A 24086-nucleotide genomic window follows, 5' to 3' on the forward strand; every position below is an offset into this window, starting at 1 on the left:
ATTGGGGGAGCGAGAGTGAATAACAAATTAAAAGTGGCAATCGTCGGTTCCACCGGCTACGGCGGGGTGGAGCTGATTCGTTTTTTCCAGAACCATCCGCAGGTTGAAATTACTTCGGTAATCTCTTCATCCAGCAGTGGTGAGTCCATCGCAGATGGATTCCCGCATTTGACGGACGTGATTCAGAGGCCACTCGACGGCGTAGACCCGGCTGAGATCGCAAGTCGTGCAGATCTGGTGTTCACAGCAACCCCGTCTGGTGTAAGCGCAAAGCTCGTTCCGAGTCTGCTTGAAGCGGGTCTTAAGGTCATTGATCTGTCTGGAGACTTCAGACTCAAGGATGGAACGGTGTATGAAGAGTGGTATAAACATCCGGCACCATCTGCTTCATTGCTGGAACAGGCGGTATACGGCATGGCAGAGGTGTATGGCGACGAAGTGAAGGGCAAAAACTTTATTTCCAACCCAGGCTGTTACCCAACGGCTACGTTACTCGGATTGATTCCAGCTGTTGAAGCAGGATGGATTGATCCTTCCAGTATTATTATTGATGCCAAATCTGGAGTGTCGGGTGCGGGACGGGGAACAAGTTTGACGAATCATTATGCAGAAATGAATGAGAACTTCAAAGCATATAAACTGAACAAACATCAGCATATTCCTGAAATTGAGCAAGTGCTGGGGAATATCACTGGAACTCCAGTCACTGTAACATTCACAACTCAACTGGTACCGATGACGCGTGGAATTATGAGTACGATGTATGCCAATCTAACTGGTGAACACAGTGACCGTGAAATCGTTGATCTGTACCGCAAATATTATGAGAATCGGCCGTTCGTGCGTGTACGTGAGCCGGGGATCTGGCCTTCAACGAAGGAAGTGTACGGATCGAACTATTGTGATATCGGATTTGCAGCTGACCCTCGTACAGGTCGTTTGACGATTATTTCGGTCATCGACAACCTGGTAAAAGGTGCATCCGGGCAAGCCATTCAAAATATGAACCTGATGATGGGATGGGAGGAGAACCTCGGGCTGAACATGACGCCGGTATATCCATAAGGGTTGAATCATTGGGAGAGTGTCTAGACGCAATTCCGAAACCACGTGGGGAAGACGGATCAGGCAAAGCAAGCGGACAATCGGCATGCAGCCGAACGCATAACGGGGGATAACATATGGGAACAAATGTGGAGCAAAAGGCTTTTACTATAGTTGAGAACGGAACGATTGTAACCCCGCACGGGTTCACTGCTGGTGGACTGCACTGCGGATTGAAAAAAACGTCTCGTAACGATATCGGAGCGATCCGCTGTGACGTGCCGGCAACTGCAGCTGCGGTGTATACAACGAACGTGTTCCAGGCTGCACCTTTGAAAGTCACACGTGAGAGCTTGAGCAATGGACGCCTTCAGGCAGTCATCGTGAACAGCGGGAATGCCAATGCGTGTACTGGACAACAAGGTGAAGAGGATGCCTACGCCATGCGTACGGCGGCTGCACGTGAATTGGGAGTAGCAGAAGAGGATGTTGCTGTCGCTTCTACAGGTGTCATTGGTGAATTGCTGAAGATGGACGCTGTACACTCGGGGATTAGCGGACTTCCGGCACGTTTGGGCAAAGAAGCAGAAGAAGCGGAGCATTTTTCCCAAGCTATTCTGACAACCGATTTGGTGAAAAAAGAAGCCTGCGTCTCTGTTGAGGTGAACGGCAAAACGATTACGATTGCTGGTGCTGCCAAGGGATCGGGGATGATTCATCCGAATATGGCGACCATGCTGGCCTTTATGACCTCTGATGCGGTCATTGGTGCAGAAGCGTTGCAGCGGCTGTTACGCCAGGCGACCAATCATACATTTAACATGATTACAGTGGATGGAGATACAAGTACGAACGACATGCTTGTAGCAATGTCCAGCGGTCTGGCAGGGAACGAAGAACTGACCGTGGAACATCCGGATTGGGATGCTTTTGCTGCCGGATTCACTTATGTGTGCGAAGTGCTTGCCAAAGCTATTGCTCGCGATGGCGAAGGAGCAACCAAGCTGGTTGAAGTACAGGTAACGGGTGCGGTAAGTGATGAATCCGCGCAAGCTATTGCAAAGACCGTCATTGGGTCCAGCCTGGTGAAATCCGCGATGTTTGGCGCTGATGCCAACTGGGGACGGATTATTGCAGCCGTAGGGCGCGCTGGACAGCCAGTGAACCCGGAGACGGTGGATATCCGTCTGGGAGACATCTCTGTACTTGAACAATCCCGTCCAGTCGTATTCGACGAAGAAGCGGCGCTGGCCTACTTGCAGACCGATACCGTACGCATTGTGGTCGATCTGCACCACGGCGAGGGAACATCCATCGCTTGGGGCTGTGACCTGACGTATGACTATGTACGAATTAACGCGGCATACCGCACGTAATATTTTGTGGTTAGTTTTAGTTAATCTAGCAGCTTCATTATTGAAAAGCTGCTTTACAAAAATATGTCGAACAACTATAAGGATTAAACTTTTTGAGTTTGATCATTGACGGGGATAGTGAAAAAGTCGGAATCGATTCTGTAGAAGCGAAGCGTGCGCCTTTGTCTCCGGGTTTTCCCGTTAAAAAGGGAATCAAAAAACCTGGAGACAACAGCGATCAAAAGAACGATCCGAATTTGTAACGGCTAGACCCGTCTAATATAGATTTATTAAGTGTTAGGCATTTTAGAATATTTGAGTTGAAAGGAGTGTCCTCATGAATTCAACATTGCAAAATGAGAGTACCGGAACTGAAGCAGGTGCCGAGAAGCAGACGTTTGTAATGAAATGCGGAGGCAGCACGCTGGCGGCGTTGCCTGAATCCTTTTTTGCAGATCTGCGTGACTTGCAGTCCCAGGGAACTCAGCCTGTCATCGTACATGGCGGCGGCCCTGCGATCTCGGATAACTTGGCGAAGCTGGGCATTGAGACCGAGTTTGTGAACGGATTGCGCAAAACAACGGAACCCGTGCTGGACGTCGTGGAGATGGTTCTTGCGGGGAGTATTAACAAACAGATCGTACGTTTAATCCAACGTGTTGGTGGACGTGCGCTGGGATTGTCGGGTGTGGACGGTGGTTTGATTCAAGCGAAACCGGTTAGCAACCACGCAGAGATCGGTTGGGTAGGTGACGTGACGGGCGTTAACGCGGAGATTATTCAAGGTATTGTGGGAATGGGCTATATGCCAGTTATTGCGCCAGTTGGTGTGGATGCATCCGGGCAGCGCTATAACATCAATGCGGATACAGCCGCAGGTGCGGTAGCTTCCCATCTCGGAGTGAGTCGGATGATCGTAGTAACCGATGTCCCTGGCATCATGAAGAATGTAGGCGGCGAGAAAAAAGTACTGCCATCCGTCTCTGTACAGGAAATTGAGGATATGATCCAAACCGGAGAAATCTATGGCGGCATGATTCCAAAGGTACGTGCAGCCATCGCTTGTATTCACGGCAAAGTGCGTGAGGTCATCATCGTAGATGGCAGCGAACCACAGATCCTGAGCCGTGTGCTCGGCGGAGAAACGATCGGAACCCGAATTATCCGTATGCAGTAAGGTGAAGTTGTGATAACCAGAGGAATCAACATTATGTACACGGCATTTTTTATATAAGATGAACTGGACATGACACGAGAACGGAGAGTGCAGTACCAATCTGAAGAAACAAAAACGCGAGAACGGAGAGGACAGAAATAACCTGAAGAAGCGGAGCGTGCGCCTTTATCACTGGATTTCCACCTTTAAACAATTAATCAAAGAAATCTGGGGATAACAGCGATCGGAAGGTTGTTCTGTCATCGAAGTGGGAGTATGCATATGTTCGGAAGGTGGACTGCAATCGGAGTGGCCTTGTGGAAAGCAGGTTTAGCTTATATGGTTTGCCTAGTGTACTCATACCAACAAATAAGGAGTGATAGGTGATGGCAAAAGGCAATGAACAGCCAGGTTCTGGCACAGCAGTAGCGGGCGTAGCAGCGACAGGTGCAACAGCACAGACGGAAAGCTCTCTTTTCCAAACGTATGCGCGCTATCCAATCAGTCTGGTCAAAGGAAAAGGTAGCTGGCTGTGGGATGATCAGGGCAATCGTTATCTTGATTTCATGTGCGGGTTGGCTGTAACGAGTCTGGGCCATGCACCGGAGAAAGTCGGAGCCAAGCTGAAAGCTCAGATTGATGAGCTGTGGCATGTATCCAACCTGTTCCAGATTCCAGGTCAGGAAAAAGCAGCGGCTTTGTTGACAGCAAATACGTGCGCAGACGCCGTATTCTTCTGTAACAGTGGTGCAGAAGCGAATGAAGCGGCAATCAAACTGGCTCGTCGCTATCACCAGAAGGTAAAAGGCACAGGTCGGTACGAAGTCATTACATTTGCCCAATCCTTCCACGGACGGACACTCGCAACTTTGACAGCAACTGGGCAGGATAAGGTGAAAGAAGGATTTTTGCCATTGCCAGCCGGATTCGTAACTGTACCATTGCATGACACAGCGGCTCTCGAAGCGGCAATCGGACCCAATACAGCAGCAATCATGCTGGAGATGGTGCAAGCCGAGGGTGGCGTGCATCCGGTCAAACCAGATTTTGTCCACCACGTTCGCAAACTGTGTGAAGAGCACGGACTGCTGTTGATTGTGGACGAAGTACAGACCGGAATGGGACGTACAGGCAAACTGTTCGCGCATGAGCATTATGGCATTGAGCCGGACATTTTCACGGTAGCCAAAGGTATTGGTAGTGGATTCCCTGTAGGTGCGATGCTAGGTAAAGGTTATCTGAAGGATGCGTTTACTGCAGGCAGTCATGCAACAACATTTGGCGGTACACCGCTTGCTTCCTCCGTTGTCATTGCAACGATTGAAACCATGCTCGAAGATCACCTGCCAGAACGTGCCGCTGAAATGGGTGAATACCTGATGAACTCTCTGCGGGAGCGTTTGGCTGATAATTCGTTTGTAAAAGAAGTTCGGGGTTTGGGTCTGCTTGTTGGAATCGAATGTGCTGAAGCGGTAGGCGACATCGTGCTTGCTGGTCAGAAACGAGGCATTCTCTTTGTTTCCGCAGGACCGAATGTCATTCGTCTGCTTCCAAACTTGTATGTGAGCAAGGAAGAGATCGATGAGGCGGTATCCTTGGTTGCTACGTTGATTGAAGAGCATGTTGCGGCGAAGAACGCTTAATAAGGCTTTATACAACCTTTCTGACTCGGGGCCTTCATGGGCCTCGAAGCGGAACTAAATGATGAATCATGAATCCCTGTAGCCGCGCGGTAAACTAGCGGAAGATGAAAGTGAGTAGTCGGATGGCAAGATATCAACCTTCTACACTTTTCTGCCCATGCGGGTGCAGGGAACCGGAAATAAGGAGGACAACACTAACATGACACAAGCGCAACAGACGGAAAAGGTACAGAAGGTCGATCTTAGAGGCCGAGATTTCATTGAATTTACAGATTATACAGCGGAGGAAATCCGCTATTTGCTGGACCTTGCGATTGAGATTAAAGGCAAACAAAAAAACGGTGTGCCGTATCAGCCACTCCAAGGCAAAACGATCGGACTCATTTTTGAAAAATCATCTACACGTACGCGTGTATCTTTTGAAGTCGGTATGTTCCAACTGGGCGGACACGCGCTCTTCCTGAGCAAAAATGATATCCAACTCGGTCGCGGGGAAACGACACATGATACAGCCAAAGTCCTGTCACGTTACCTGGACGGCATCATGATTCGTACCTTTGGACACCATAATGTGACTGAACTGGCACAACATGCGGATATTCCGGTTATTAATGGACTGAGCGATGCAGCACATCCGTGCCAAGTACTCGCAGACTTCCAAACTGTGCTGGAGCACAAAGGCAAGCTGGAAGGTCTGAAAATGGCTTATGTCGGAGACGGCAATAACATGGCTCATTCCCTTATGCTTGGTGCAGCGAAGATGGGTATGCATGTTGCGGTAGCGACTCCGGAAGGATATGAGCCTGACAGCGCAGTTGTAGAGCAGGCGCGCAGCATTGCACAGGAGAGCGGCTCACAGGTGACTGTAACGTACAGTGCTCAGGAAGCTGTGAAAGATGCGGATATCGTGTATACGGATGTATGGGCGAGCATGGGTTTTGAAGAGGAACAGAAGATTCGTGAACAAGCATTCGCTGCGTATCAGGTCGATGAGGAACTGATGAAAGGCGCGAAGCCGGATTATATGTTCCTGCACTGCCTGCCAGCTCACCGCGGAGAAGAAGTGAGTGCTGGGGTAATTGACGGACCTAACTCCCTGATCTTTGATCAGGCGGAGAACCGACTGCATGCGCAGAAAGCATTGATGGCTGCGTTAATGAGCGAATAGATGCTGTTTGCCTGAATGGGTTGATTTTAGGCGCAGATTTCGCGATGATAGATAAAAGTTTATAGCAACTGATCTTGGGGAGGACCATTGAACATGGCTAAAGAAAAAATTGTACTCGCGTATTCAGGCGGGTTGGACACATCTGTAATTTTGAAATGGTTGAAAGAAACATATGATGCGGAGATTATCGCATTTACGGCGGATATCGGACAAAAGGATGAATTGGACGGCCTTGAGGAAAAAGCTCTCGCTACAGGCGCTTCCAAAGTGTACATCGACGATCTGCGCGACGAGTTCGCCAAAGATTTCATCTATCCAATGTTCCAGGCAGGCGCCCTTTATGAAGGACAGTATCTGCTTGGCACAAGTATCGCACGTCCACTGATCGCTAAACGTATGGTGGATATCGCTCGTGCAGAAGGCGCTACTGCGATTGCTCACGGCGCTACGGGTAAAGGGAATGATCAGGTTCGTTTTGAGTTGAACGCAGCTGCGTTGACACCAGACATCCAAGTCATCGCGCCTTGGCGTCTGGAAGAGTTCCGCAATCAGTTCCCTGGACGTGCCGAGATGATCGCTTACGCAGAAAAACACGGCATTCCGGTAACCGCATCGGCGGCTAAACCATACTCCACAGACCGTAACCTGCTGCATATCAGCTATGAGAGTGGCGTGCTCGAAGATCCTTGGTTCGATCCAAGTGCGGACGAGAACAAAGACATGTTCCTGCTTAGCAGTGCACCTGAAGATGCGCCGGATCAAGCGGAATATGTTGAACTTGAATTCGAACAAGGTGACTGTGTTGCACTGAATGGTGAGCGCCTGAGCCCACTGCAAGTGATGGAGCAACTGAATGAGCTGGGTGGCAAACATGGTATCGGTCGTGTGGACATGGTAGAGAACCGCTTCGTCGGCATGAAGAGCCGTGGTGTATACGAGACACCAGGTGGAACAATTCTGTTCACGGCGCACCGCAAAATGGAATCCATCACGATGGACCGTGAAGTCATGAACCTGCGTGATAGCCTAATCACACGTTACAGCACACTCGTTTACAACGGCTTCTGGTTCGCACCGGAACGTCTGGCACTGCAAGCGCTGGTGACCGAAAGCCAGAAAAATGTAACAGGTACCGTTCGAGTGAAACTGTATAAAGGCAACATCATCGGCGCAGGTGTGAAAAGCCCTGTCAGCCTGTACAACCCTGACATTGCCACGATGGAAGCTGATCCAACACAAGCCTACGATCAAGGAGATGCAACGGGCTTTATCCGCCTGAATGCATTACGTTTGAAAGTAAATTCCGGTGTGGAACAAAACAAAAACTAATTTTTCATTATGCATATAAAGCATCACGATAATAACTGACAAGGCGGGCCGTTCTTGCACATCTGGCAGGAGCGGCTTTGTCCATGAGCGAAAGGGGAGTACTCACTGTGAGCAAGCTGTGGGGAGGACGTTTTACCAAACAAACCAATCACCTGGTTGAGGAATATACAGCGTCAATCAACTTTGATAAAGCGTTGGCCGAGGAAGATATTCAAGGAAGTCTGGCTCATGTCACGATGTTGGGCAAATGTGGAATTCTGCCAGCAGAGGATGTAGAGACGATCAAGGAAGGTTTGATCACTGTTCTGCATAAAATCCGTGCAGGCGAAGTGGAATTCTCCGTATCGGATGAAGACATCCACATGAACATTGAGAAAAACCTGATTGATACCATCGGCCCTGTGGGTGGCAAATTACATACGGGACGCAGCCGGAATGACCAAGTGGCAACGGATATGCACTTGTATTTGCGTGAGCGTGTAGTTGGATTTGTTGGCATGCTGCACTCGTTGCAGGAAGCGCTGATCGGACAAGCCAAAGATAATCTCGATACAATCGTACCGGGGTATACGCATCTTCAACGTGCACAACCGATTCTGTTCGCTCATCACCTGATGGCGTATGTATCGATGTTCCAACGGGATGCAGAGCGTCTTATGGACAGCTACAAACGCATTAACGTGCTGCCGCTGGGTGCAGGTGCGCTTGCAGGCACAACGTTCCCAATTGACCGTCATTTTGTGGCGGAACAACTGGGCTTCGATGGTGTATATGAGAACAGTCTGGACGCGGTCAGTGACCGTGACTTTATCGTAGAGTTCCTGGCAGCCGCTTCGCTGATCATGACTCACTTGTCCCGTTTGAGCGAAGAGTTGGTACTTTGGAGCAGCACGGAGTTTGGTTTTGTTGAACTGGATGATGCATTCTGCACGGGCAGCAGCATTATGCCACAGAAGAAAAATCCAGACGTTCCGGAACTCGTTCGTGGTAAAACAGGACGTGTGTACGGCAACCTGATCGGTTTGCTGACAGTGTTGAAATCTCTGCCGCTTGCTTACAACAAAGACATGCAGGAAGACAAGGAAGGCATGTTTGACACGGTAGCGACGCTGGAAGGTGCACTTCAATTGTTCGCTCCGATGATTGCTACGATGACGGTCAACAAGGGTCGGATGCGTCAAGCAGTCAATCAGGATTTCTCCAACGCTACAGATATTGCGGACTTCCTCGTGGGCGAAGGTTTGCCATTCCGCCAAGCGCATGAAGTTATCGGTAAGACGGTATTGTACTGTATCCAGAACGGCAAGTATCTGCTGGATCTGACCATCGATGAATTCCGCCAGTTCTCCCCGTTGTTCGATGAGCGTATTTACGATGTGCTGCAACCAGAAGCGGTTGTAAATGCTCGTAACGTATACGGCGGAACAGCTTCGAACCAGGTGGCTGAGGCGATTGGACGTAGTGAAAAGGTGCTGGAAATTACAGAGCAATGGATCACCAATCGAGGATAATGACGCTTTTACTACAATGAAATAATATACAACGCAAAAGCAGGCCGAGAATCTCTTCTCAAGGGCCTGCTTTTTTGTGTGTTACAACGATCTAGATATGTTCAACTCCACATTTACACGATAACAGCGATTGGAAGGTTGTTCTGTCATTGGAGTGCCGGTGTTCGCTATTCACGTTCACGCAAAGGTAACCATTTCAGCACATTCTGGATCTTCTCGTCCCAATATCCCCAGTCATGTCCACCGGGTTCTTCCTCGTACGTCAGTTGGAAATCGGTCTGTGCACAAGCTTGACGGAAAGATTGATTCTCTTCATACAGGAAATCTTCTGTCCCACAGCATTGGTAGAGCAAAGGTTTTGGACCCTGAATTGCTTTGCTTTCTTCGAGCAGATGCAGCAAGTCATTCTCCGAACCTTTAATCTCTGCTCCGAAAATCCGCTTGAACTCAGCATCACTTAATGCCTTAACAATTCGGTTATCCATATGCGCTACCATGTCGAGCGCTCCGGATAAACTTGCCGCAGCGGCGTACTGCTCCGGTTTGTGAAGTGCCAGCTTGAATGCCCCGTAGCCACCCATGGATAATCCGGCAACAAAGTTATCCTCACGTTTGTGTGATAACGGGAAGAAGGAACGCGCAAGTGCAGGCAGTTCTTCACTGATGAATGTCCAGTAGCGTCCACCTTCCGCCATATCCGTATAGAAGCTGCGATGGACCTGAGGCATTACAACAGCAATACCAAGGTCCGCAACATATCGTTCGATGGATGTTCGGCGCAGCCAGATGGAGTCATCATCTGATAGCCCGTGCAGCAAATACAGCGTGGGATGTAACCCCTGGCCGGATATGTTCTCCATGCCAATCTGATTGTGGGTCTGTTGTGGAAGAATAACATGCATACTGGTGCTTAGACCAAGCGTGTCAGAGTAAAAGTCACATTTAATAAGTGCCATATATATGAGAAACCCCTTTCATAATTCCATTAACGATGTGTTCTGACCCAATTCAAATAGGATGGGATCTGAATCCATAATGGTTCCATAGTGTCTATAATAAACAGGTTATACGCAAAGTCTTTTCATTGCAATCATAAGAAATTCACCACTAGTTATTCACCTTCTTTACAGCGTAACATTGTTATGTTACACTCGTTTCAACACAAAGGGGGACCATATATGACGGATGATTTGATCTCCAAAAAAGAATTGCTGGACCTGACGGGTATCTCCTACGGCCAGTTGTACCGCTGGAAGCGGAAGAATCTCATTCCGGAGGAATGGTTTATTCGGAAGTCGTCCTATACGGGACAAGAAACTTTTTTTCCAAAACAACAGATTTTACTGCGGATTGACAAGATTCTTAATATGAAAGACGGATTGTCACTGGATGAACTGGCAGACGTGTTTTCACCAACGTTGGGTGAAGTGGAAATGTCCGCTCACCAGCTGTTAGAGCGAAACATTGTTTCGAGTATTTCGCTTGAGCTGTTGAAAGAAGCGGGTCGGGAGCGGTCGCTATATGCTTTGGAGCACATCATGATGCTTTATGTACTCGATAAGCTGCTAATGAGCGGAGATATTACCCGGCAGGAGGGTACGCTGCTGATCGATGTCATGTCCGAGCATTATTATCGTTTCACAGGCAAACCAAGCGAGCTGGTGCTTATTCGCAAGATGGGTGTCCCTTCATTCATGCTGGTAACAGCAGGAACAGAGCTTTATTTTGATAATGGTGTGAAGGTCGTTCTCAGGCAGTCGATGGGGACGTTCATGGAAGAGTTAAAACTCAAATTGGGATAAGGAGAGGATCATATATGGAGGAACGTAATTTGCGCAATGATCTGAACGTAGCGGGCATGAGCCAAACGGCAGGCGGGAATTTTCACCGGGTATCTATCGATGGCATGGCTAAAGTAAACGGTAACCTGGACTGTACCTCCATGAATGTGAATGGAACATTGAAGATGCACGGTGCTTTGAGCTCAGAGAGCACAACGATCAACGGTATGTGCACGCTGAACGGCCCCGTGATCAGTTCTCGTGTTCGTGTGGATGGCTTAACAACCATTAACGGAGACCTCCGAAGCCCTGAGCTCGAAGTCAACGGGAAGTGTACTGTTCGCGGACGGGTTGATGGGGAACGGATTGATATTGGTGGCGTGATCGATATTGAAGGCGACGTACAATGTGAGTCTTTGAATGTACAGGGCAATATTAAAATTAGTGGCTTTCTGAATGCGGGAACGGTAGAGATCAGGCTGCATACATCTTCTTCGGCGAGAGAGATTGGCGGGGAACGCATTGATATTCGGCGTAAGGAACAGACTGGTTTTTGGAAAAGTATTGGCCTTGGCGGTACTCCGTCCTTCAAGTCATCCTTGATTGAGGGGGATGAAATCGTGCTGGAAGATACCGAGGCTGATATTGTTCGTGGTAGCAAGGTTCATATCGGTCGTGGCTGTAACATCAGGTTGGTCGAATATTCGGGTGAACTAGAGGTTGATCCAGATGCCAAGGTGGGCAGCAGTCAGCGGATTTAAATTTTGATATGAAAAGAAAGGGATGTGATGGATTTGAATAACCATTTTGCTGGTTCATTGGCTAAAAAACATGACATTAGCATCATCGGCGACGGCAGTTCTTCTGGCGGTGTGTACGGCAAGGTCAAGGTAGTGGGGGATTCCTCATTTAATGATAATCTGATCTGTGATCAATTCAAATGCACCGGCACATCCGTCATATACGGATCTCTGGAATCAACGGATATCAAAATTACAGGAACCCTTACCCTGAAAGAGCGGGCTGCTGCCGGCGACGAAGATCAGGAAGGCAATTATGCTTCTAACCTGTATGCAAAAGCTGAACATATGAAAGTGGTAGGCGAGCTTCATGTATCAGGCGATTGTCAGGTGGAGAATATGAAGTTGAATGGCCGTTTTACGATAACGGGTATGCTCAGTGCCGAAAGTATGACACTTAAAATTATGGGTCCATCTGAGGTCAAGGAAATGGGCGGTTCCATCATATCAGTAAAGAATTCGCGGGGAAAACTGCTGGAGGGTTTGTTCACTGGTAACAAGTCTATTCTCAAGGCCAATCTAATCGAAGGCGACGAAATTGAACTTGAGAACACGGAGGCCGAGGTTGTACGAGGAGATAAAATAAAAATTGGCCCTGGGTGCCGAATTGGTACTGTGGAATACCGCTCTTCTCTGCAAATTCATCCGCAATCGGAAGTTTTGGTGCAAAGCAATCGGTCCTTGGACTGATTATCCGCCGAAACTTTTCGGATATACTAATTCAGTCATATGAATCGGATGTGAATGGGAGAGATTGAGTAGAATGGCTACACGTAAAAATAATATTGGATTGGTGCTGGCAGGGTTACTGCTAAGCATACTGATGGCTTCGATGGACAATACCATCGTGGCAACAGCTATGGGCGACATTGTCGGGAAGCTGGGTGGGCTCGACAAGTTCGTATGGGTGACCTCCGCTTACATGGTGGCCGAGATGGCGGGTATGCCAATCTTCGGTAAGTTATCCGACATGTACGGACGGAAGAAGTTTTTTGTTTTCGGAATACTGGTATTTATGCTCGGATCCGCGTTATGTGGAACGGCAACATCAATCGTTGAGCTGACGATGTACAGAGCTATTCAGGGTATCGGTGCAGGTGCATTGGTGCCGATTGCCTTTACAATCATGTTTGATGTGGTCGCACCGGAATCACGGGGTAAATTGGGTGGTTTGTTCGGAGCTGTGTTTGGTTTATCCAGCGTATTTGGTCCGCTGCTGGGTGCTTACATCACGCAGTATGCGACATGGGAATGGGTATTTTATATCAACCTGCCGCTTGGTTTGATTGCGTTTGTGTTTATTGCATTTTTCTACAAGGAATCTCATCAGCATCAATCCCAACAGATTGACTGGCTGGGTGCTATCACACTGATTGGTGCGGTAGTCTGTCTCATCTTCGGGCTTGAACTGGGTGGCAAAACGTATGCCTGGGGCTCATGGCAGATCCTTGGTTTGTTTGCCGGATTCGTGGTGCTAGCGCTGCTCTTCCTGTTTGCAGAAACGAGAGCCAAGGAGCCCATTATCTCCTTCGGCATGTTCCGCAATCGGGTGTACTGGTCCAGTAACGTTATTGGCATGTTCAGTGGTGCGGCGTTTATTACCGCATCCGTGTACATTCCCATCTTCATCCAGGGGGTACTCGGTGGCAAAGCGACCAACTCTGGTCTCGTGTTATTGCCCATGATGTTGGGGTCCGTTGTGACGGCTTCCATGGGTGGGGTACTGATGACCAAAATCAAGTATCGCAACATTATGATTCCTACACTGGCCTTGCTTGTGGTTGGTCTTGGATTGCTGACGACACTGGATGAAACTTCATCTCTATGGACGATACGTATATTCATGGTGATGATTGGTCTCGGTGTAGGGGCGTCGTTCTCGGTACTCAGCAATGCAGCCATGAACGCGTTTGAACCGCAACGACGCGGAGCGGCAAGCTCCACACTTAACTTCCTGCGTTCACTTGGGATGACGATGGGCATTACGATCTTTGGTATCGTGCAGAGCCAGGTATTTACGCGCAAAATGAATGATGCCCTCGCCGGATCAGCGGCGGAAGCAGGGGGCGCTGGTGCTCCTGCAGGCGGCGTGCCTCAGGGAGTGGATCTAAGTGATCCACATGCGCTGCTATCGCCAGAGCTGAGAAAAGCGATTCCGCCTCAGGTGCTGGATACCATTACGCATGCGTTGTCTTCATCCATCGTGCAGCTCTTTGCCTGGGCTGCGATCCCGGCTGCACTCGCGTTGATTGCTGCTTTCTTCATGGGTAATGAGAAGATGGTTATCGGTGAGGAGCAGAAAGAGTACACAGGCGGACATTAAAAGGTTTCAGTCTAATCAATACACAATATGTATCTGTAAAACAAACTAAAGACACATCTCTCGAAGGACCCCGAATGGGGAACAGGAGATGTGTCTTTTTCTATTTGTTATTACTTTTGCTAAATTGAGCGTATCTATTTGCAGGCATGTGAAATAAAGATTAAGGCTGCTTCGTGTCGCTGATGCCATCCTCTACAACTGATGGCTCTTTGGGATCAGGCAGGTTAGTATGACCAGAGCGGGCAATCAGGCGATTCTGGGCTTTGTATGTGTCACGTGTAATGGTTTTGGATTCGACAATTTTACCATTTACCTTTTTGGTGCGCAGCGTCTCCACAATATATCCGGGTTGACCGTTTTGGAGCACCTGTTGAGCGCCGTCAGGCAGCACATTGCTCGATACATATTTGACGGGAGCACTTAATGTCTCAATTGTACGGGATTCCAGGGCATAACTGACGTTCTCCGGGAAGGTCCCGAAAAATTTGACCGTTAAGCTTCCACCTTCCACTTTGGCATGAATGAGCAGAGACTTGCCGGTATTGTTTTTGAACCGAAAATTGATGGAACCTGAGGCGAACGTAGCATCCAGCCCCTTCGGCAAATATTTGACGGGCAGGGAGTGATTGCGGCGTTCTACGATGTCCAGTCCGGTCAACAGGGCTGCGTTGTAAACGGTGCTCGATACCTGGCAGATGCCGCCTCCAATGCCGGGGGTCAGCTGTCCATTCACGATAACCGGGGCTTCCCGGAAACCATAGTCTTCCTCGGCCTTCCTAATGACCTTCTCATAATCAAAAGTACCATTTGGCGGCAAAATCATGCCGTTAACGGCTTGCGCTGCTGCGCTGACGTTATGTATCCGGCCTGCACTACTGTTTCCAAGGCCAGTGGAGAACTGGATGATCTTCCGGTCAATTCCCTCTTGGCGCAGCGAATCGAGAGTCACTTCCGGTTGCAGTGTATACAACGGCAGCTGAATCAACAGCGGGTTGGGCTTCGCATCATGGTCCAGTGGAGCGAAATCCCGGTGCAGCTTAGCCTGCATCTGGCTCGCGAGTTCATCCCAGGCGATCCGGCGGACGCCTTTTTCCGGGATGTACTGGACCTTGTCACTTGCGGTAATGCGGCGAACAGCGTTCGCGGGTGTACCGAAGGTTTCCTTTTCCCAGGCAGGGGTAAGCTGCTCTTTCAACGATTTTGAATTATACGTCAGCTTCAGGGACCACTCCTTGATGAAATGATATCGGGCGTAAGCGCGCTCCCACAGATTGCCTTCATCCAATTGCTGCACAGCTGTCCGGAAGTCATCAGCACTGTAGCTTGCGCCTGTCTGGGCGGTGGTGAACATCATTGTTTTTGGTGTAGGATCGTCAACCTCCAGGGTGATCGGCCATGCTTCCATTTGTTTTAATCGTTCATCCAGTGCCGGTAGAACTTCCTTGCGATTCACCCCCTCAACCGACCACTCCGCAACACGTACCCCTTCCGGTAGGGCGGGTTGGTTCACGTACATATACAGCAATCCATAGGACGCGGAACCGATTAATAGGATGGAGAACAGTGCAATGACCATCAAATGTATTTTTTTCATATGCGTACGCTCCTTTGTACTTCTGTTGTTCCGCATTTCGTAACACTTTCCATATATATGATCCAATGATGGAAAACTTTCGGGTACTCAATAGGTAACAAATTTGTTACAATAAAATTCATATGAATCCATGCTTCACCATCGAAAAAGGGACGAAGTGGATTTTCCCTGATGAAATTCAGGTCTTTTTAAAGGAAATGCCAAGATTGTGTCGAAATGATAATGGCTAACTATGCAACGGGAAGTGATGATGTGATAGAAATGCAGGACGTGTGGAAGACCTACGCCAATGGTACCCACGCATTACAAGGGGTGTCGGTGAAGATCGACCGCAATGAATTTGTCTATATCGTCGGTCCGTCCGGCGCAGGCAAATCGACATTTATGAAATTGATGTACAGGGAAGAAGTTCCGACCAAAGGACAAATATCCATTAACGGATTTAATATCGGAAAGTTAAAGCCACGCAAAATTCCTTATGTACGCCGGAATATCGGCGTTGTGTTTCAGGATTTCCGACTTCTGCCACGCATGACGGCATTTGAGAATGTGGCATTTGCCATGGAAGTTATTGAGGCACCGAAGCGTCACATTAAGAAACGAGTGATGGAAGTGCTTGATCTGGTTGGATTGCGCAGCAAGGCGAATCGTGAACCTTCACAGTTGTCGGGTGGGGAACAGCAGCGTATTGCCATCGCACGTGCCATCGTGAACAATCCGTCTGTTATTATTGCGGACGAGCCTACGGGGAACCTTGATCCGGAGACGTCATGGGGCATTATGCAGCTGCTGGATGAAATTAATTTTCGCGGGACAACCATTGTCATGGCAACCCACAACAAGGATATCGTTAATACGATGCGTAAACGGGTTATTGCGATTGAACGGGGACAGATTGTACGGGATCAGATGAGAGGGGAATACGGTTATGAATTTTAGTACTCTCTTGCGCCATTTACGGGAGGGATTCAAAAACGTATTCCGCAACGGCTGGATGTCCGTGGCCTCCATCATGTCCATTATCGTGTCTCTGCTCATTCTGGGCGTGTTCATGCTGCTGGTGCTCAATGTGAATTCCATGGCCAACCAGGTGGACAGTCAGGTCGAGATCAGTACGTTTCTTGAGCTGAACGTGGATGAGAACCTGCGTAACACGCTGGAGCAGGAAATCAGTGCGATGCCTGAAGTCAGTGAAATTCGTTTTGTCTCCAAAGAAGAGGGACTCAAAGAGTTCCGTGAACGTCTCGGAGAAAGTGCAGACAATGTGCTAAGCGGTTTCGATGTGGATAACAATCCATTGCCGGAGACCATTGAAGTAGAGGTTATTGAACCGGAAACCGTCACTTTTGTGGCGCAAAAAATTGAAGCATTGAACGATAAACACCCGGAGAAGCCTATCATGAAAGTGAACTACGGCAAGGAAACAGTGGAAGTGTTGTTCAAATTTACGAAGCTTGTCCGGAATATCGGATTTATTTTTGTTGGGGGACTGGGATTAATGTCCATGTTCCTGATCTCGAATACGATTCGCGTAACGATTCTGGCCCGGCGCCGGGAGATCGGTATTATGAAACTGGTTGGAGCAACCAACACGTTCATTCGCTGGCCTTTCTTTGTCGAAGGGGCATTGATTGGATTGATCGGTTCGGCGATTACGGTAGCGGTACTGTTCTTCGGTTACAGCCGCCTGATGGCCACAATCGGTCAGGATGTATTCATGCAGATGCTTAATTTGATTCCACTCGGTGATATTTGGCTGCTGTTTGGAACATTGTTGATCGGACTGGGTGTGCTGGTTGGTATTTTGGGAAGTACATTGTCCATCCGTAAGTCTCTTAACGTTTAATCGAAAAAGAATGGCAAAGCAGGTTCATATATGAACGCTGTTTGACGATATGTAGTAAAGACGGAGTCTTTAGTGTAAAGAAAGCAAAGAACATGCTGTTCACCACCTGTGCAGGTTGCTTTCTTGTGAATTCATAGGATGGGGGATCACATTTTGAAAAAAACAGCTTCGCTACTGGCTCTAACGTTATTGGCCAGTTTGACGCTTCAACCTTCTGACGGATATGCCAAGAGTAGCATTAGCGACATTGATCAGCAGATTCAGCAACTGGAGAGCAAGGCGGCTTCGGCCAAAAAGGAGCAGCAAAAGGCTGCCAGCAACAAAAAGGAAGCCCAGCATTACAAGAACAAGACCAATGCTTACTTGAAAGTCGTCATGGAGCAGATCAATGTGGTTAGTGATGAGCTGGCAAACGTATCCTTGCAGATTGAAAATACGGAAGAGGATCTCCGGACAACGAAAAAAGATCTGCAAGCTGCAGAAGAACGTATCGTTGCAAGAGAGAAATTACTTGAATCACGTGTACGGCTGATGTATACAGATGGTGCCGTTTCTTATCTCGATGTGCTGTTAACTTCCACAAGCTTCACTGATTTCCTGACTCGTGCCGATTCACTGAAAACGATTGTGGATCAGGATCAGCATCTGCTGGATGAACACAAAAAGGACAAGCAGCTCGTCGTGGACAAAAAAGCAGAACTCGATGTGCAATATGCAGAAGCCAAGAGTCTGTATGCGCAGAAGAAACAGCGTAAGTCCCAATTGAATGAGAAGGAACAGGAGAAGCAAGTGCTTCTCGCTTCCTATGATGCTAAAATTGAAGAGTCTGAAGAGCTGACGCAAGAACAGGAAGATGTATTGATGCAGATTGCCAGCAAGCGTTCGGCCCTTCTGCAAGAGAAAAATAAATTGCGTGAGCAGCAAGCGGCGGCGGCCGCCAAAGCAAAAGCAGCAGCAGCTGCACGTGCCGCGGCTGCTGCGAAGGCGCCGACCAAGGTCAGCTCCAACAGCAGTAGCAGCACATACTCCAGTGGTAACGGCATCTTTGGGATGCCAGTATCAGGTGCGCGTGTATCTTCCGGTTTTGGGCCTCGTATTCACCCGATCACGGGCGAAGTAGGTAAAATGCATGCAGGTGTAGACTTTGCTGTTGCTCAAGGAACGTCCGTTCATGCCGCTTCAGGCGGGATCGTCATCATGGCTGAATGGTATAGTGGATATGGTTACACCGTCATTGTTGACCACGGAGGCGGATTATGGACGCTATACGGTCATTTACGTGAAGGCGGATTTAAGGTTAGCAAGGGTGACACGGTAAGCCGTGGCGATATAATTGCTGAATCAGGCAGTACAGGCAACTCCACTGGACCGCATTTGCATTTTGAAGTACGTGATAATGGAACAGCAGTGAATCCATTTAACTATTTGTAGTTTTTAGCCAACAGTTGGAATGGAACAAACATATTCCGTACAAGCTAGGCATATACTAAGCTGGCATGTTCAGGGAATGATTCACGGAACAATTGAATTTGACACGCTTCAATACTAAAGGCGGTGACAAACGGATGATGAAGAAAAGATCGGCCCTGCTGCTTGTCATTGTAGCCCTTCTCGGAGGCAGCCTGCTTACGCTGGTGCTGATGAGCTCTCCTGGCCTGGCACAGACGACACCTGGGGAAGGATTGCTCGCAAGCGTTACTGGCAGTTCGCAGCAGAAGAACGATTTGAAGAAGATTGAAACCGCGATGGATTTGATCTCAAGCAACTACTATAAAGACGTGGATCAAACCAAACTGATTGATGGTGCGATCAACGGCATGATGGAATCCCTTGGTGATCCGTACTCCAACTATATGGGGCAGGAAACAGCAGCCCAGTTCGAGGAGTCGATTGAAGGTTCATTTACCGGAATCGGCGCAGAGGTATCCTCACAGGACGGGAATGTCGTAGTGGTATCACCGATCAAAGGATCACCTGCCGAGAAAGCGGGTATTCGCGCGAAAGACATGATCATGTCCGTGAATGGTGAATCTCTGCAAGGTTTGGAACTGAACAAAGCCGTTAACAAAATCAGAGGTCCAAAAGGCAGTGAAGCGAAGGTACAGGTTAAACGTGCCGGATCTTCCGAACTGATTGACTTTGTCATTGTACGTGATGACATTGATCTGGAGACGGTGTACGCCCACATGGAGGATAACGGTGTTGGTGTTATTACGATCACCCAATTCTCGCTGAACACAGGAGATCGCTTCAAAGAAGAACTGGCGAAGCTGGAGAAGCAGAACATGAAGGGCCTGATCATTGATGTTCGTAATGACCCGGGTGGTGTTTTGCAGGTCGTTATTGATATTGCAGAGCAATTTGTTCCGAAAGGCAAAGTTATTGTTCAAGTCGAAGACAAGAACGGTAAAAAGGAACAAAGCAAATCGAACGGATCAGGTAAATCGTACCCAATTACGGTATTGATGAACAAAGGAAGCGCGAGTGCGTCGGAAATTTTGGCTGGTGCATTGCAACAGTCGGCAGGCGCAACGCTGGTTGGAGAAAACTCCTTTGGTAAAGGAACCGTACAAACGAGTTATGACAAGCAGATGGGTGATGGCAGTCTGCTGAAAATCACCATCGCGAAATGGCTGACTCCGAACGGAGACTGGATTCACGAAAAAGGGATCAAACCGGATATTGCGGTGAACCAGCCGGATTACTTCTCGGTGGCACCAATCAACAAAGAAAAATTACCTTTGAAATACGACAGCAATAGCACGGATGTGAAAAGTGCGCAGACGATGCTGAGAGGACTTGACTTTAAGCCGGATCGTGTAGATGGATACTATGACCAGAAGACAGAAGAAGCGGTCAAAGCATTCCAGAAACAAAAAGGCATTCAGGCAACTGGCCAGATTGACGAGAAAACCGCGGAATCACTGGAAGCGGCTCTGATTGAACGCATTGCCAATCCTCAATATGATGCACAGCTGAAGCGCGCGATCGAAAATGTCTCAAAGGATATTTCGTCCGCAGTGTCGAAGCCATAAAGAAGGCTGATTTTCAGCCTTCTTTTTTTCTGAACCGGCTGAAGGAGAGGGGTGACCGTCCACAATGGAATGGGCTTGGCCATGGTTGACCACATTAGGAGAAGCATTGTTGCAGTTGTTTATTCAGCCGTTTTATTATATTGCGGTAATCTTGATTGCTCTCGTTTATCATCGTCAACTCTTACAGGAACGTAAATTGTTCCACGTTCGTCTGCAAAGCTCGATAACACAGACCATTCGTGCAATACTTGGAGGTATTGTGATTGGTGCAATGGTCTCAATCGTGTCGTTGTTTCTTGGGGCACATCTTACACTGAGCAGCCTGATCTGTATATGGGCAGCTACGTTATTTCTGGCATTATTCCGTATCCGATACTTATGTTTTGCTTATGCTGCAGGTTTGCTTGGCGTGTTGCAGTTTGGTTTAAATCTGGCTTCGGGCTGGCAGCCGGCAGGATGGATGGGAAGTGTCACTGAAGCATTACGTGCGCTGGATATGCCTGCACTTCTTGTGCTCGCAGCAGTATTACATATCGGTGAAGCACTGATGGTACGCATGCAAGGGGTATCCATGGCATCGCCTTTGCTCTTCGAGGGTAAACGGGGCAAGCTCGTTGGAGGATACCAGTTGCAGCATTTCTGGCCGATTCCGTTACTGATTCTTGTTCCAGTTACGGGCGGGGCCGAATTGCCATGGACCGCCCTGATCAGCGGAGGGAATGGCTACATGTTGGTTGCGCTGCCGATTATGCTGGGATTCGGAGAAGTTACGCAAAGTATGCTCCCCGGGAGAAAAGTCCAGATTTCCGCAAAACGATTGCTGCTATATGGGACAGGGCTACTTGTGCTCAGTCTCCTGGCTGCATGGTGGTCTCCACTCATGGTTATTGCAGCCTTGGCTGCTTTCATTGGGCATGAGTTCCTGGTGTGGTACAGTGGCTTCGAAGAACAAAACCGCAGCCCGCTGTTTGTACACCCTGAGCACGGCCTGAAGGTGCTGGGTGTCATTCCTGATAGTCCCGCAGAAGAACTGGGAATTGAAGCTGGGGAGACCTTGTACAAGGTGAATGGCGTATTGGTGCATTCGCCTGAGCAACTACATCGCGCTTTGCGTATGAATCCGGCCTTTTGTAAGCTGGAGGTACGCAATCATCAGGGTGAGAGCAAGTTCATGCAACGGGCGATCTATGAAGGTGAGCATCATCAGCTTGGGGTGCTCATGGCCCCGGACAATCATGAAGCCTGGGCGCTCCGCTTGCGTCCGCTAACTCTATTTCATATCGTAAGTCTCAAGTTGTTCGCACGACGTCGGAAAGATCAGCTTGATGTTGAGGCTCCACTAGCATTGCCACCCGCCCCGGCGGGGGAGCAAAGATCTGTAGAGATGTAATGAAGAAAGGGTATTTCCTCCGCCATATCAGGCGAGGGAAATACCCTTTTTGCTACTTTTTCAACATGAAAATGGCGATTTGAGTCCGGTCTCGCAAACTAAGCTTGCCGAGAATATCCGTAACATAGTTTTTGACCGTGCCTTCACTCAAGAATAGCTTCGCAGCAATTTCTTTATTGGACAGCCCTTCTGATATAGCCTCTGCAACAGCCAGTTCCATACGGGTTAGCCCGTAAGAGTCAATGGGTTCATGTGTCTGAGGCGCTGCAGCAGGACGGAGTAGACTCGCGAGCTTACGAGCAATATCAGGATGAATCAACATATCCCCGTTATGTACAGTCTTGATGCCCTGAATGATCCGGTCAGGTGGCACATTTTTGAGCAAATAACCGCTGGCTCCGTTTTGCAAAGCCTGGATAATATACTCATCATCGTCAAACGTGGTAAGCATCAGTACACGCACGTCAGGGAAACGTGTTTTAATGATTCGGGTACCTTCAACTCCGTCACAATCTGGCATGCGAATATCCATAAGTACAACGTCGGCAGGTGTTCCTGACTCCAACAGTTCCAAAGCTTCTCGTCCGTTTGAAGCTGTACCTGTAACGTTAATACCGGGATCGAGTCCAAGCAGGACTTTGAGACTTTCACGGATAAAGGAATCATCATCCGCAAGCATCAGCCGAATGGACTCAGGGTGAACAGAATGGCTCGAGTTATTTAATTCATTCAGGTCTGACATGAGCAAATCACTTCCTTTTTTAGATCAGTTCAGCTTTGTTTGCCATGGGCAGGCGTGTAATCACCGTATAGGGATAGTCCGACTTGATCTCCAGTTTCCCACCAACCAACTGTGTGCGTAGGCGCATTCCTTCAAGCCCCATGCCGAGGCCTGTAGACTCTGACTTTACGCCCGGGTTAGCACGAGATCTTTCATGTCTTGCTTTCGTTTGTTCCTTGGTGGAAAGGGTATGGATCTTCCCATCGTTGCTGATAGACATACAGATTTCTCTTTCTCCAAATTCCAGTTCCACTGTAATCGTAGTGGCATTTCCATGACGGAGGGCATTGGTCAGGGCCTCTTTTGCATTTTTGTACAAAACGATTTGCATACTGGGATAGAGTACATGTGAATGACCACGCACTTCGTAACGCGTTTTAACACCCGTTTCCCTTCCAACGTCTTCAAGCAGACGATCTAGTGCGTAGGCATCGGATATATATGAGTCAGGCCGCAATTTGTGAAGCGTGGTTCGCATGTCATCCATACTGGCGGCCAATTGATCCCGAATCTGTCTCACCATTTCCGTGCCCTGTTCTGGGTGTATAGGGAGGGTGAGGAGGGCTGCCTCAGACATCATTTTGGTGCGAATTAGGCGATGACCAATATCATCATGAAGCTGTCTGGATATCCGGGTACGTTCCTCAACCTGTGCCGCTCCTTCAAGTTGCTTTGTGAATTGCAGCAATTGTTCGCGTGCCTCCTGAAGCTCGTAATGTTTACTGCGCAGCTCATCGTACACCTGTTCAAGCTGCCCACGGCTGCTCGCGCTTCTAGAACCCTGCCAAGAGAGTGTTGCGGTGATGAGCAGGAGCAAGTTACCTGCAACCCGAGCCATTGTCTCTTGGGTGAAGCTAAAAGGAATGGCCGTGTTATTGTGAAGTGTAAGCCATGCATGAAGCTCCTGTGGTGGGGCGTAATACCAATGTAACGCGGTATTGCTGGCGATAAGCTGAATGGCGAGCATTAACCACCGTTGGGTCCTATCCAGTCTGTACATGTACACATAAAGCGCAGATAAGGAGAGGAAAAACATAAATGGGCCATATAGAGCGATCAGCCAGCAGCTGAAGAGGATTTCGGCCGCAAGCAGCAGACGTTGCATACCTGAACGGGAGAAGTCTTTCCACACCGCGAGTCCTAGCGCAATGATAATATACAGAGTATAGCTATCTTCTTTTTCCAGGGGTAGCACCAGAATGTACAGAACCGCAGGAACTATGAGTAAACCGTATTGTAGCAACCGCATCGGCATATGTCAGAGACATCCTTTATTTTAGAAGTGAAGGTATACCTTCCGGTTATGTATGTCGATTATATCATAGGCAGT

21 protein-coding genes are annotated in these 24086 nt (G+C 48.6%); 17 read left to right on the forward strand and 4 right to left on the reverse strand.

Annotated features, from left to right (window positions below):
* Window positions 1-15: 15 nt before the first annotated feature.
* The 8 genes from argC (at window position 16) to argH (ending at window position 9206) form a co-directional block, all read left to right on the forward strand.
* Window positions 16-1065 (forward strand): N-acetyl-gamma-glutamyl-phosphate reductase, encoded by a 1050-nt coding sequence (argC, locus tag CRO25_RS15890; protein WP_072733584.1) that lies wholly within the window; start codon window positions 16-18, stop codon window positions 1063-1065.
* A gap of 116 nt (window positions 1066-1181) precedes the next feature.
* On the forward strand, window positions 1182-2420 hold the full coding sequence (gene argJ, locus CRO25_RS15895) for a bifunctional glutamate N-acetyltransferase/amino-acid acetyltransferase ArgJ (protein WP_079695662.1): 1239 nt from the start codon (window positions 1182-1184) through the stop codon (window positions 2418-2420).
* A gap of 92 nt (window positions 2421-2512) precedes the next feature.
* Window positions 2513-2662 carry a hypothetical protein gene (locus tag CRO25_RS33395; RefSeq protein ID WP_179132192.1) on the forward strand — a complete coding sequence of 50 codons (150 nt, stop codon included), beginning with the start codon at window positions 2513-2515 and terminating at the stop codon, window positions 2660-2662.
* A gap of 74 nt (window positions 2663-2736) precedes the next feature.
* Entirely contained in the window at window positions 2737-3576 is an 840-nt protein-coding gene (gene argB, locus CRO25_RS15900; RefSeq protein WP_079695663.1) for an acetylglutamate kinase, read from the forward strand.
* 365 nt (window positions 3577-3941) lie between these two features.
* Window positions 3942-5198 carry an acetylornithine transaminase gene (locus tag CRO25_RS15905; protein WP_079695664.1) on the forward strand — a complete coding sequence of 419 codons (1257 nt, stop codon included), beginning with the start codon at window positions 3942-3944 and terminating at the stop codon, window positions 5196-5198.
* 199 nt (window positions 5199-5397) lie between these two features.
* Window positions 5398-6366, forward strand: a complete 969-nt coding sequence (gene argF, locus CRO25_RS15910; RefSeq protein ID WP_072733580.1) for an ornithine carbamoyltransferase — start codon at window positions 5398-5400, stop codon at window positions 6364-6366.
* Window positions 6367-6459: 93 nt separating this feature from the next.
* Complete coding sequence (locus CRO25_RS15915; protein WP_063567516.1) at window positions 6460-7695, forward strand: argininosuccinate synthase; 1236 nt, start codon at window positions 6460-6462, stop codon at window positions 7693-7695.
* A 107-nt stretch (window positions 7696-7802) separates the two neighbouring features.
* Window positions 7803-9206, forward strand: a complete 1404-nt coding sequence (argH, locus tag CRO25_RS15920) for an argininosuccinate lyase (RefSeq protein WP_053779582.1) — start codon at window positions 7803-7805, stop codon at window positions 9204-9206.
* A gap of 167 nt (window positions 9207-9373) precedes the next feature.
* Here the strand turns inward: argH and CRO25_RS15925 are convergent, their stop codons facing one another.
* Window positions 9374-10162, reverse strand: a complete 789-nt coding sequence (locus CRO25_RS15925; RefSeq protein WP_079695665.1) for an alpha/beta hydrolase family protein — start codon at window positions 10160-10162, stop codon at window positions 9374-9376.
* A gap of 222 nt (window positions 10163-10384) precedes the next feature.
* Between CRO25_RS15925 and CRO25_RS15930 the strand changes: the two genes are divergently transcribed.
* The 4 genes from CRO25_RS15930 to CRO25_RS15945 all read left to right on the forward strand — a co-directional run bounded on the left by CRO25_RS15930 (window position 10385) and on the right by CRO25_RS15945 (window position 14110).
* The gene (locus tag CRO25_RS15930; RefSeq protein ID WP_079695666.1) at window positions 10385-11008 is read left to right on the forward strand and encodes a YhbD family protein; all 624 of its coding nucleotides are present in this window, start codon (window positions 10385-10387) and stop codon (window positions 11006-11008) included.
* A gap of 14 nt (window positions 11009-11022) precedes the next feature.
* Window positions 11023-11748 carry a polymer-forming cytoskeletal protein gene (locus CRO25_RS15935; RefSeq protein WP_079695667.1) on the forward strand — a complete coding sequence of 242 codons (726 nt, stop codon included), beginning with the start codon at window positions 11023-11025 and terminating at the stop codon, window positions 11746-11748.
* Window positions 11749-11805: 57 nt separating this feature from the next.
* Complete coding sequence (locus tag CRO25_RS15940) at window positions 11806-12477, forward strand: hypothetical protein (protein WP_143813190.1); 672 nt, start codon at window positions 11806-11808, stop codon at window positions 12475-12477.
* Window positions 12478-12550: 73 nt separating this feature from the next.
* Entirely contained in the window at window positions 12551-14110 is a 1560-nt protein-coding gene (locus tag CRO25_RS15945; protein WP_063567511.1) for an MDR family MFS transporter, read from the forward strand.
* Between the two features lie 160 nt (window positions 14111-14270).
* Here the strand turns inward: CRO25_RS15945 and CRO25_RS15950 are convergent, their stop codons facing one another.
* Window positions 14271-15704 carry a VanW family protein gene (locus CRO25_RS15950; protein ID WP_079695669.1) on the reverse strand — a complete coding sequence of 478 codons (1434 nt, stop codon included), beginning with the start codon at window positions 15702-15704 and terminating at the stop codon, window positions 14271-14273.
* Between the two features lie 252 nt (window positions 15705-15956).
* Between CRO25_RS15950 and ftsE the strand changes: the two genes are divergently transcribed.
* From ftsE to CRO25_RS15975, 5 genes are all read left to right on the forward strand, one after another.
* The gene (gene ftsE, locus CRO25_RS15955; RefSeq protein WP_024631580.1) at window positions 15957-16643 is read left to right on the forward strand and encodes a cell division ATP-binding protein FtsE; all 687 of its coding nucleotides are present in this window, start codon (window positions 15957-15959) and stop codon (window positions 16641-16643) included.
* Window positions 16633-17550: a permease-like cell division protein FtsX gene (gene ftsX, locus CRO25_RS15960; protein ID WP_063567509.1), complete on the forward strand. Its 918-nt coding sequence runs from the start codon at window positions 16633-16635 to the stop codon at window positions 17548-17550. Before ftsE ends, ftsX begins: the two co-directional genes overlap by 11 nt.
* Before the next feature lie 153 nt (window positions 17551-17703).
* A complete protein-coding gene (locus tag CRO25_RS15965; RefSeq protein ID WP_063567508.1) occupies window positions 17704-18981 on the forward strand; it encodes a murein hydrolase activator EnvC in 1278 nt (425 codons plus the stop codon).
* Between the two features lie 134 nt (window positions 18982-19115).
* Window positions 19116-20585: a S41 family peptidase gene (locus CRO25_RS15970; protein ID WP_063567507.1), complete on the forward strand. Its 1470-nt coding sequence runs from the start codon at window positions 19116-19118 to the stop codon at window positions 20583-20585.
* A 64-nt stretch (window positions 20586-20649) separates the two neighbouring features.
* On the forward strand, window positions 20650-21975 hold the full coding sequence (locus tag CRO25_RS15975) for a PDZ domain-containing protein (protein ID WP_079695670.1): 1326 nt from the start codon (window positions 20650-20652) through the stop codon (window positions 21973-21975).
* Window positions 21976-22027: 52 nt separating this feature from the next.
* Here CRO25_RS15975 and CRO25_RS15980 read toward each other — a convergent pair whose 3' ends face one another.
* Together CRO25_RS15980 and CRO25_RS15985 are read right to left on the reverse strand one after the other, a co-directional pair.
* Window positions 22028-22717 carry a response regulator transcription factor gene (locus CRO25_RS15980; protein WP_079695671.1) on the reverse strand — a complete coding sequence of 230 codons (690 nt, stop codon included), beginning with the start codon at window positions 22715-22717 and terminating at the stop codon, window positions 22028-22030.
* A gap of 19 nt (window positions 22718-22736) precedes the next feature.
* Window positions 22737-24011: a sensor histidine kinase gene (locus tag CRO25_RS15985; protein ID WP_079695672.1), complete on the reverse strand. Its 1275-nt coding sequence runs from the start codon at window positions 24009-24011 to the stop codon at window positions 22737-22739.
* Window positions 24012-24086: the final 75 nt, after the last annotated feature.

This window comes from Paenibacillus sp. RU5M (assembly GCF_900221055.1).
Lineage (GTDB): Bacteria > Bacillota > Bacilli > Paenibacillales > Paenibacillaceae > Paenibacillus > Paenibacillus marchantiae.

What these genes read in the sequence shown, in the direction of transcription:
- CRO25_RS15950 (WP_079695669.1), bottom strand. Translation starts at nt 15,704, where the DNA reads ATGAAAAAAATACATTTGATGGTCATTGCACTGTTCTCCATCCTATTA.
- argJ (WP_079695662.1), top strand. Translation starts at nt 1,182, where the DNA reads ATGGGAACAAATGTGGAGCAAAAGGCTTTTACTATAGTTGAGAACGGA.
- CRO25_RS15905 (WP_079695664.1), top strand. Translation starts at nt 3,942, where the DNA reads ATGGCAAAAGGCAATGAACAGCCAGGTTCTGGCACAGCAGTAGCGGGC.
- CRO25_RS15915 (WP_063567516.1), top strand. Translation starts at nt 6,460, where the DNA reads ATGGCTAAAGAAAAAATTGTACTCGCGTATTCAGGCGGGTTGGACACA.
- CRO25_RS15970 (WP_063567507.1), top strand. Translation starts at nt 19,116, where the DNA reads ATGATGAAGAAAAGATCGGCCCTGCTGCTTGTCATTGTAGCCCTTCTC.
- argF (WP_072733580.1), top strand. Translation starts at nt 5,398, where the DNA reads ATGACACAAGCGCAACAGACGGAAAAGGTACAGAAGGTCGATCTTAGA.
- CRO25_RS15985 (WP_079695672.1), bottom strand. Translation starts at nt 24,011, where the DNA reads ATGCCGATGCGGTTGCTACAATACGGTTTACTCATAGTTCCTGCGGTT.
- CRO25_RS15930 (WP_079695666.1), top strand. Translation starts at nt 10,385, where the DNA reads ATGACGGATGATTTGATCTCCAAAAAAGAATTGCTGGACCTGACGGGT.
- CRO25_RS15925 (WP_079695665.1), bottom strand. Translation starts at nt 10,162, where the DNA reads ATGGCACTTATTAAATGTGACTTTTACTCTGACACGCTTGGTCTAAGC.
- CRO25_RS15980 (WP_079695671.1), bottom strand. Translation starts at nt 22,717, where the DNA reads ATGTCAGACCTGAATGAATTAAATAACTCGAGCCATTCTGTTCACCCT.
- CRO25_RS15975 (WP_079695670.1), top strand. Translation starts at nt 20,650, where the DNA reads ATGGAATGGGCTTGGCCATGGTTGACCACATTAGGAGAAGCATTGTTG.
- argB (WP_079695663.1), top strand. Translation starts at nt 2,737, where the DNA reads ATGAATTCAACATTGCAAAATGAGAGTACCGGAACTGAAGCAGGTGCC.
- CRO25_RS15945 (WP_063567511.1), top strand. Translation starts at nt 12,551, where the DNA reads ATGGCTACACGTAAAAATAATATTGGATTGGTGCTGGCAGGGTTACTG.
- ftsX (WP_063567509.1), top strand. Translation starts at nt 16,633, where the DNA reads ATGAATTTTAGTACTCTCTTGCGCCATTTACGGGAGGGATTCAAAAAC.
- CRO25_RS15935 (WP_079695667.1), top strand. Translation starts at nt 11,023, where the DNA reads ATGGAGGAACGTAATTTGCGCAATGATCTGAACGTAGCGGGCATGAGC.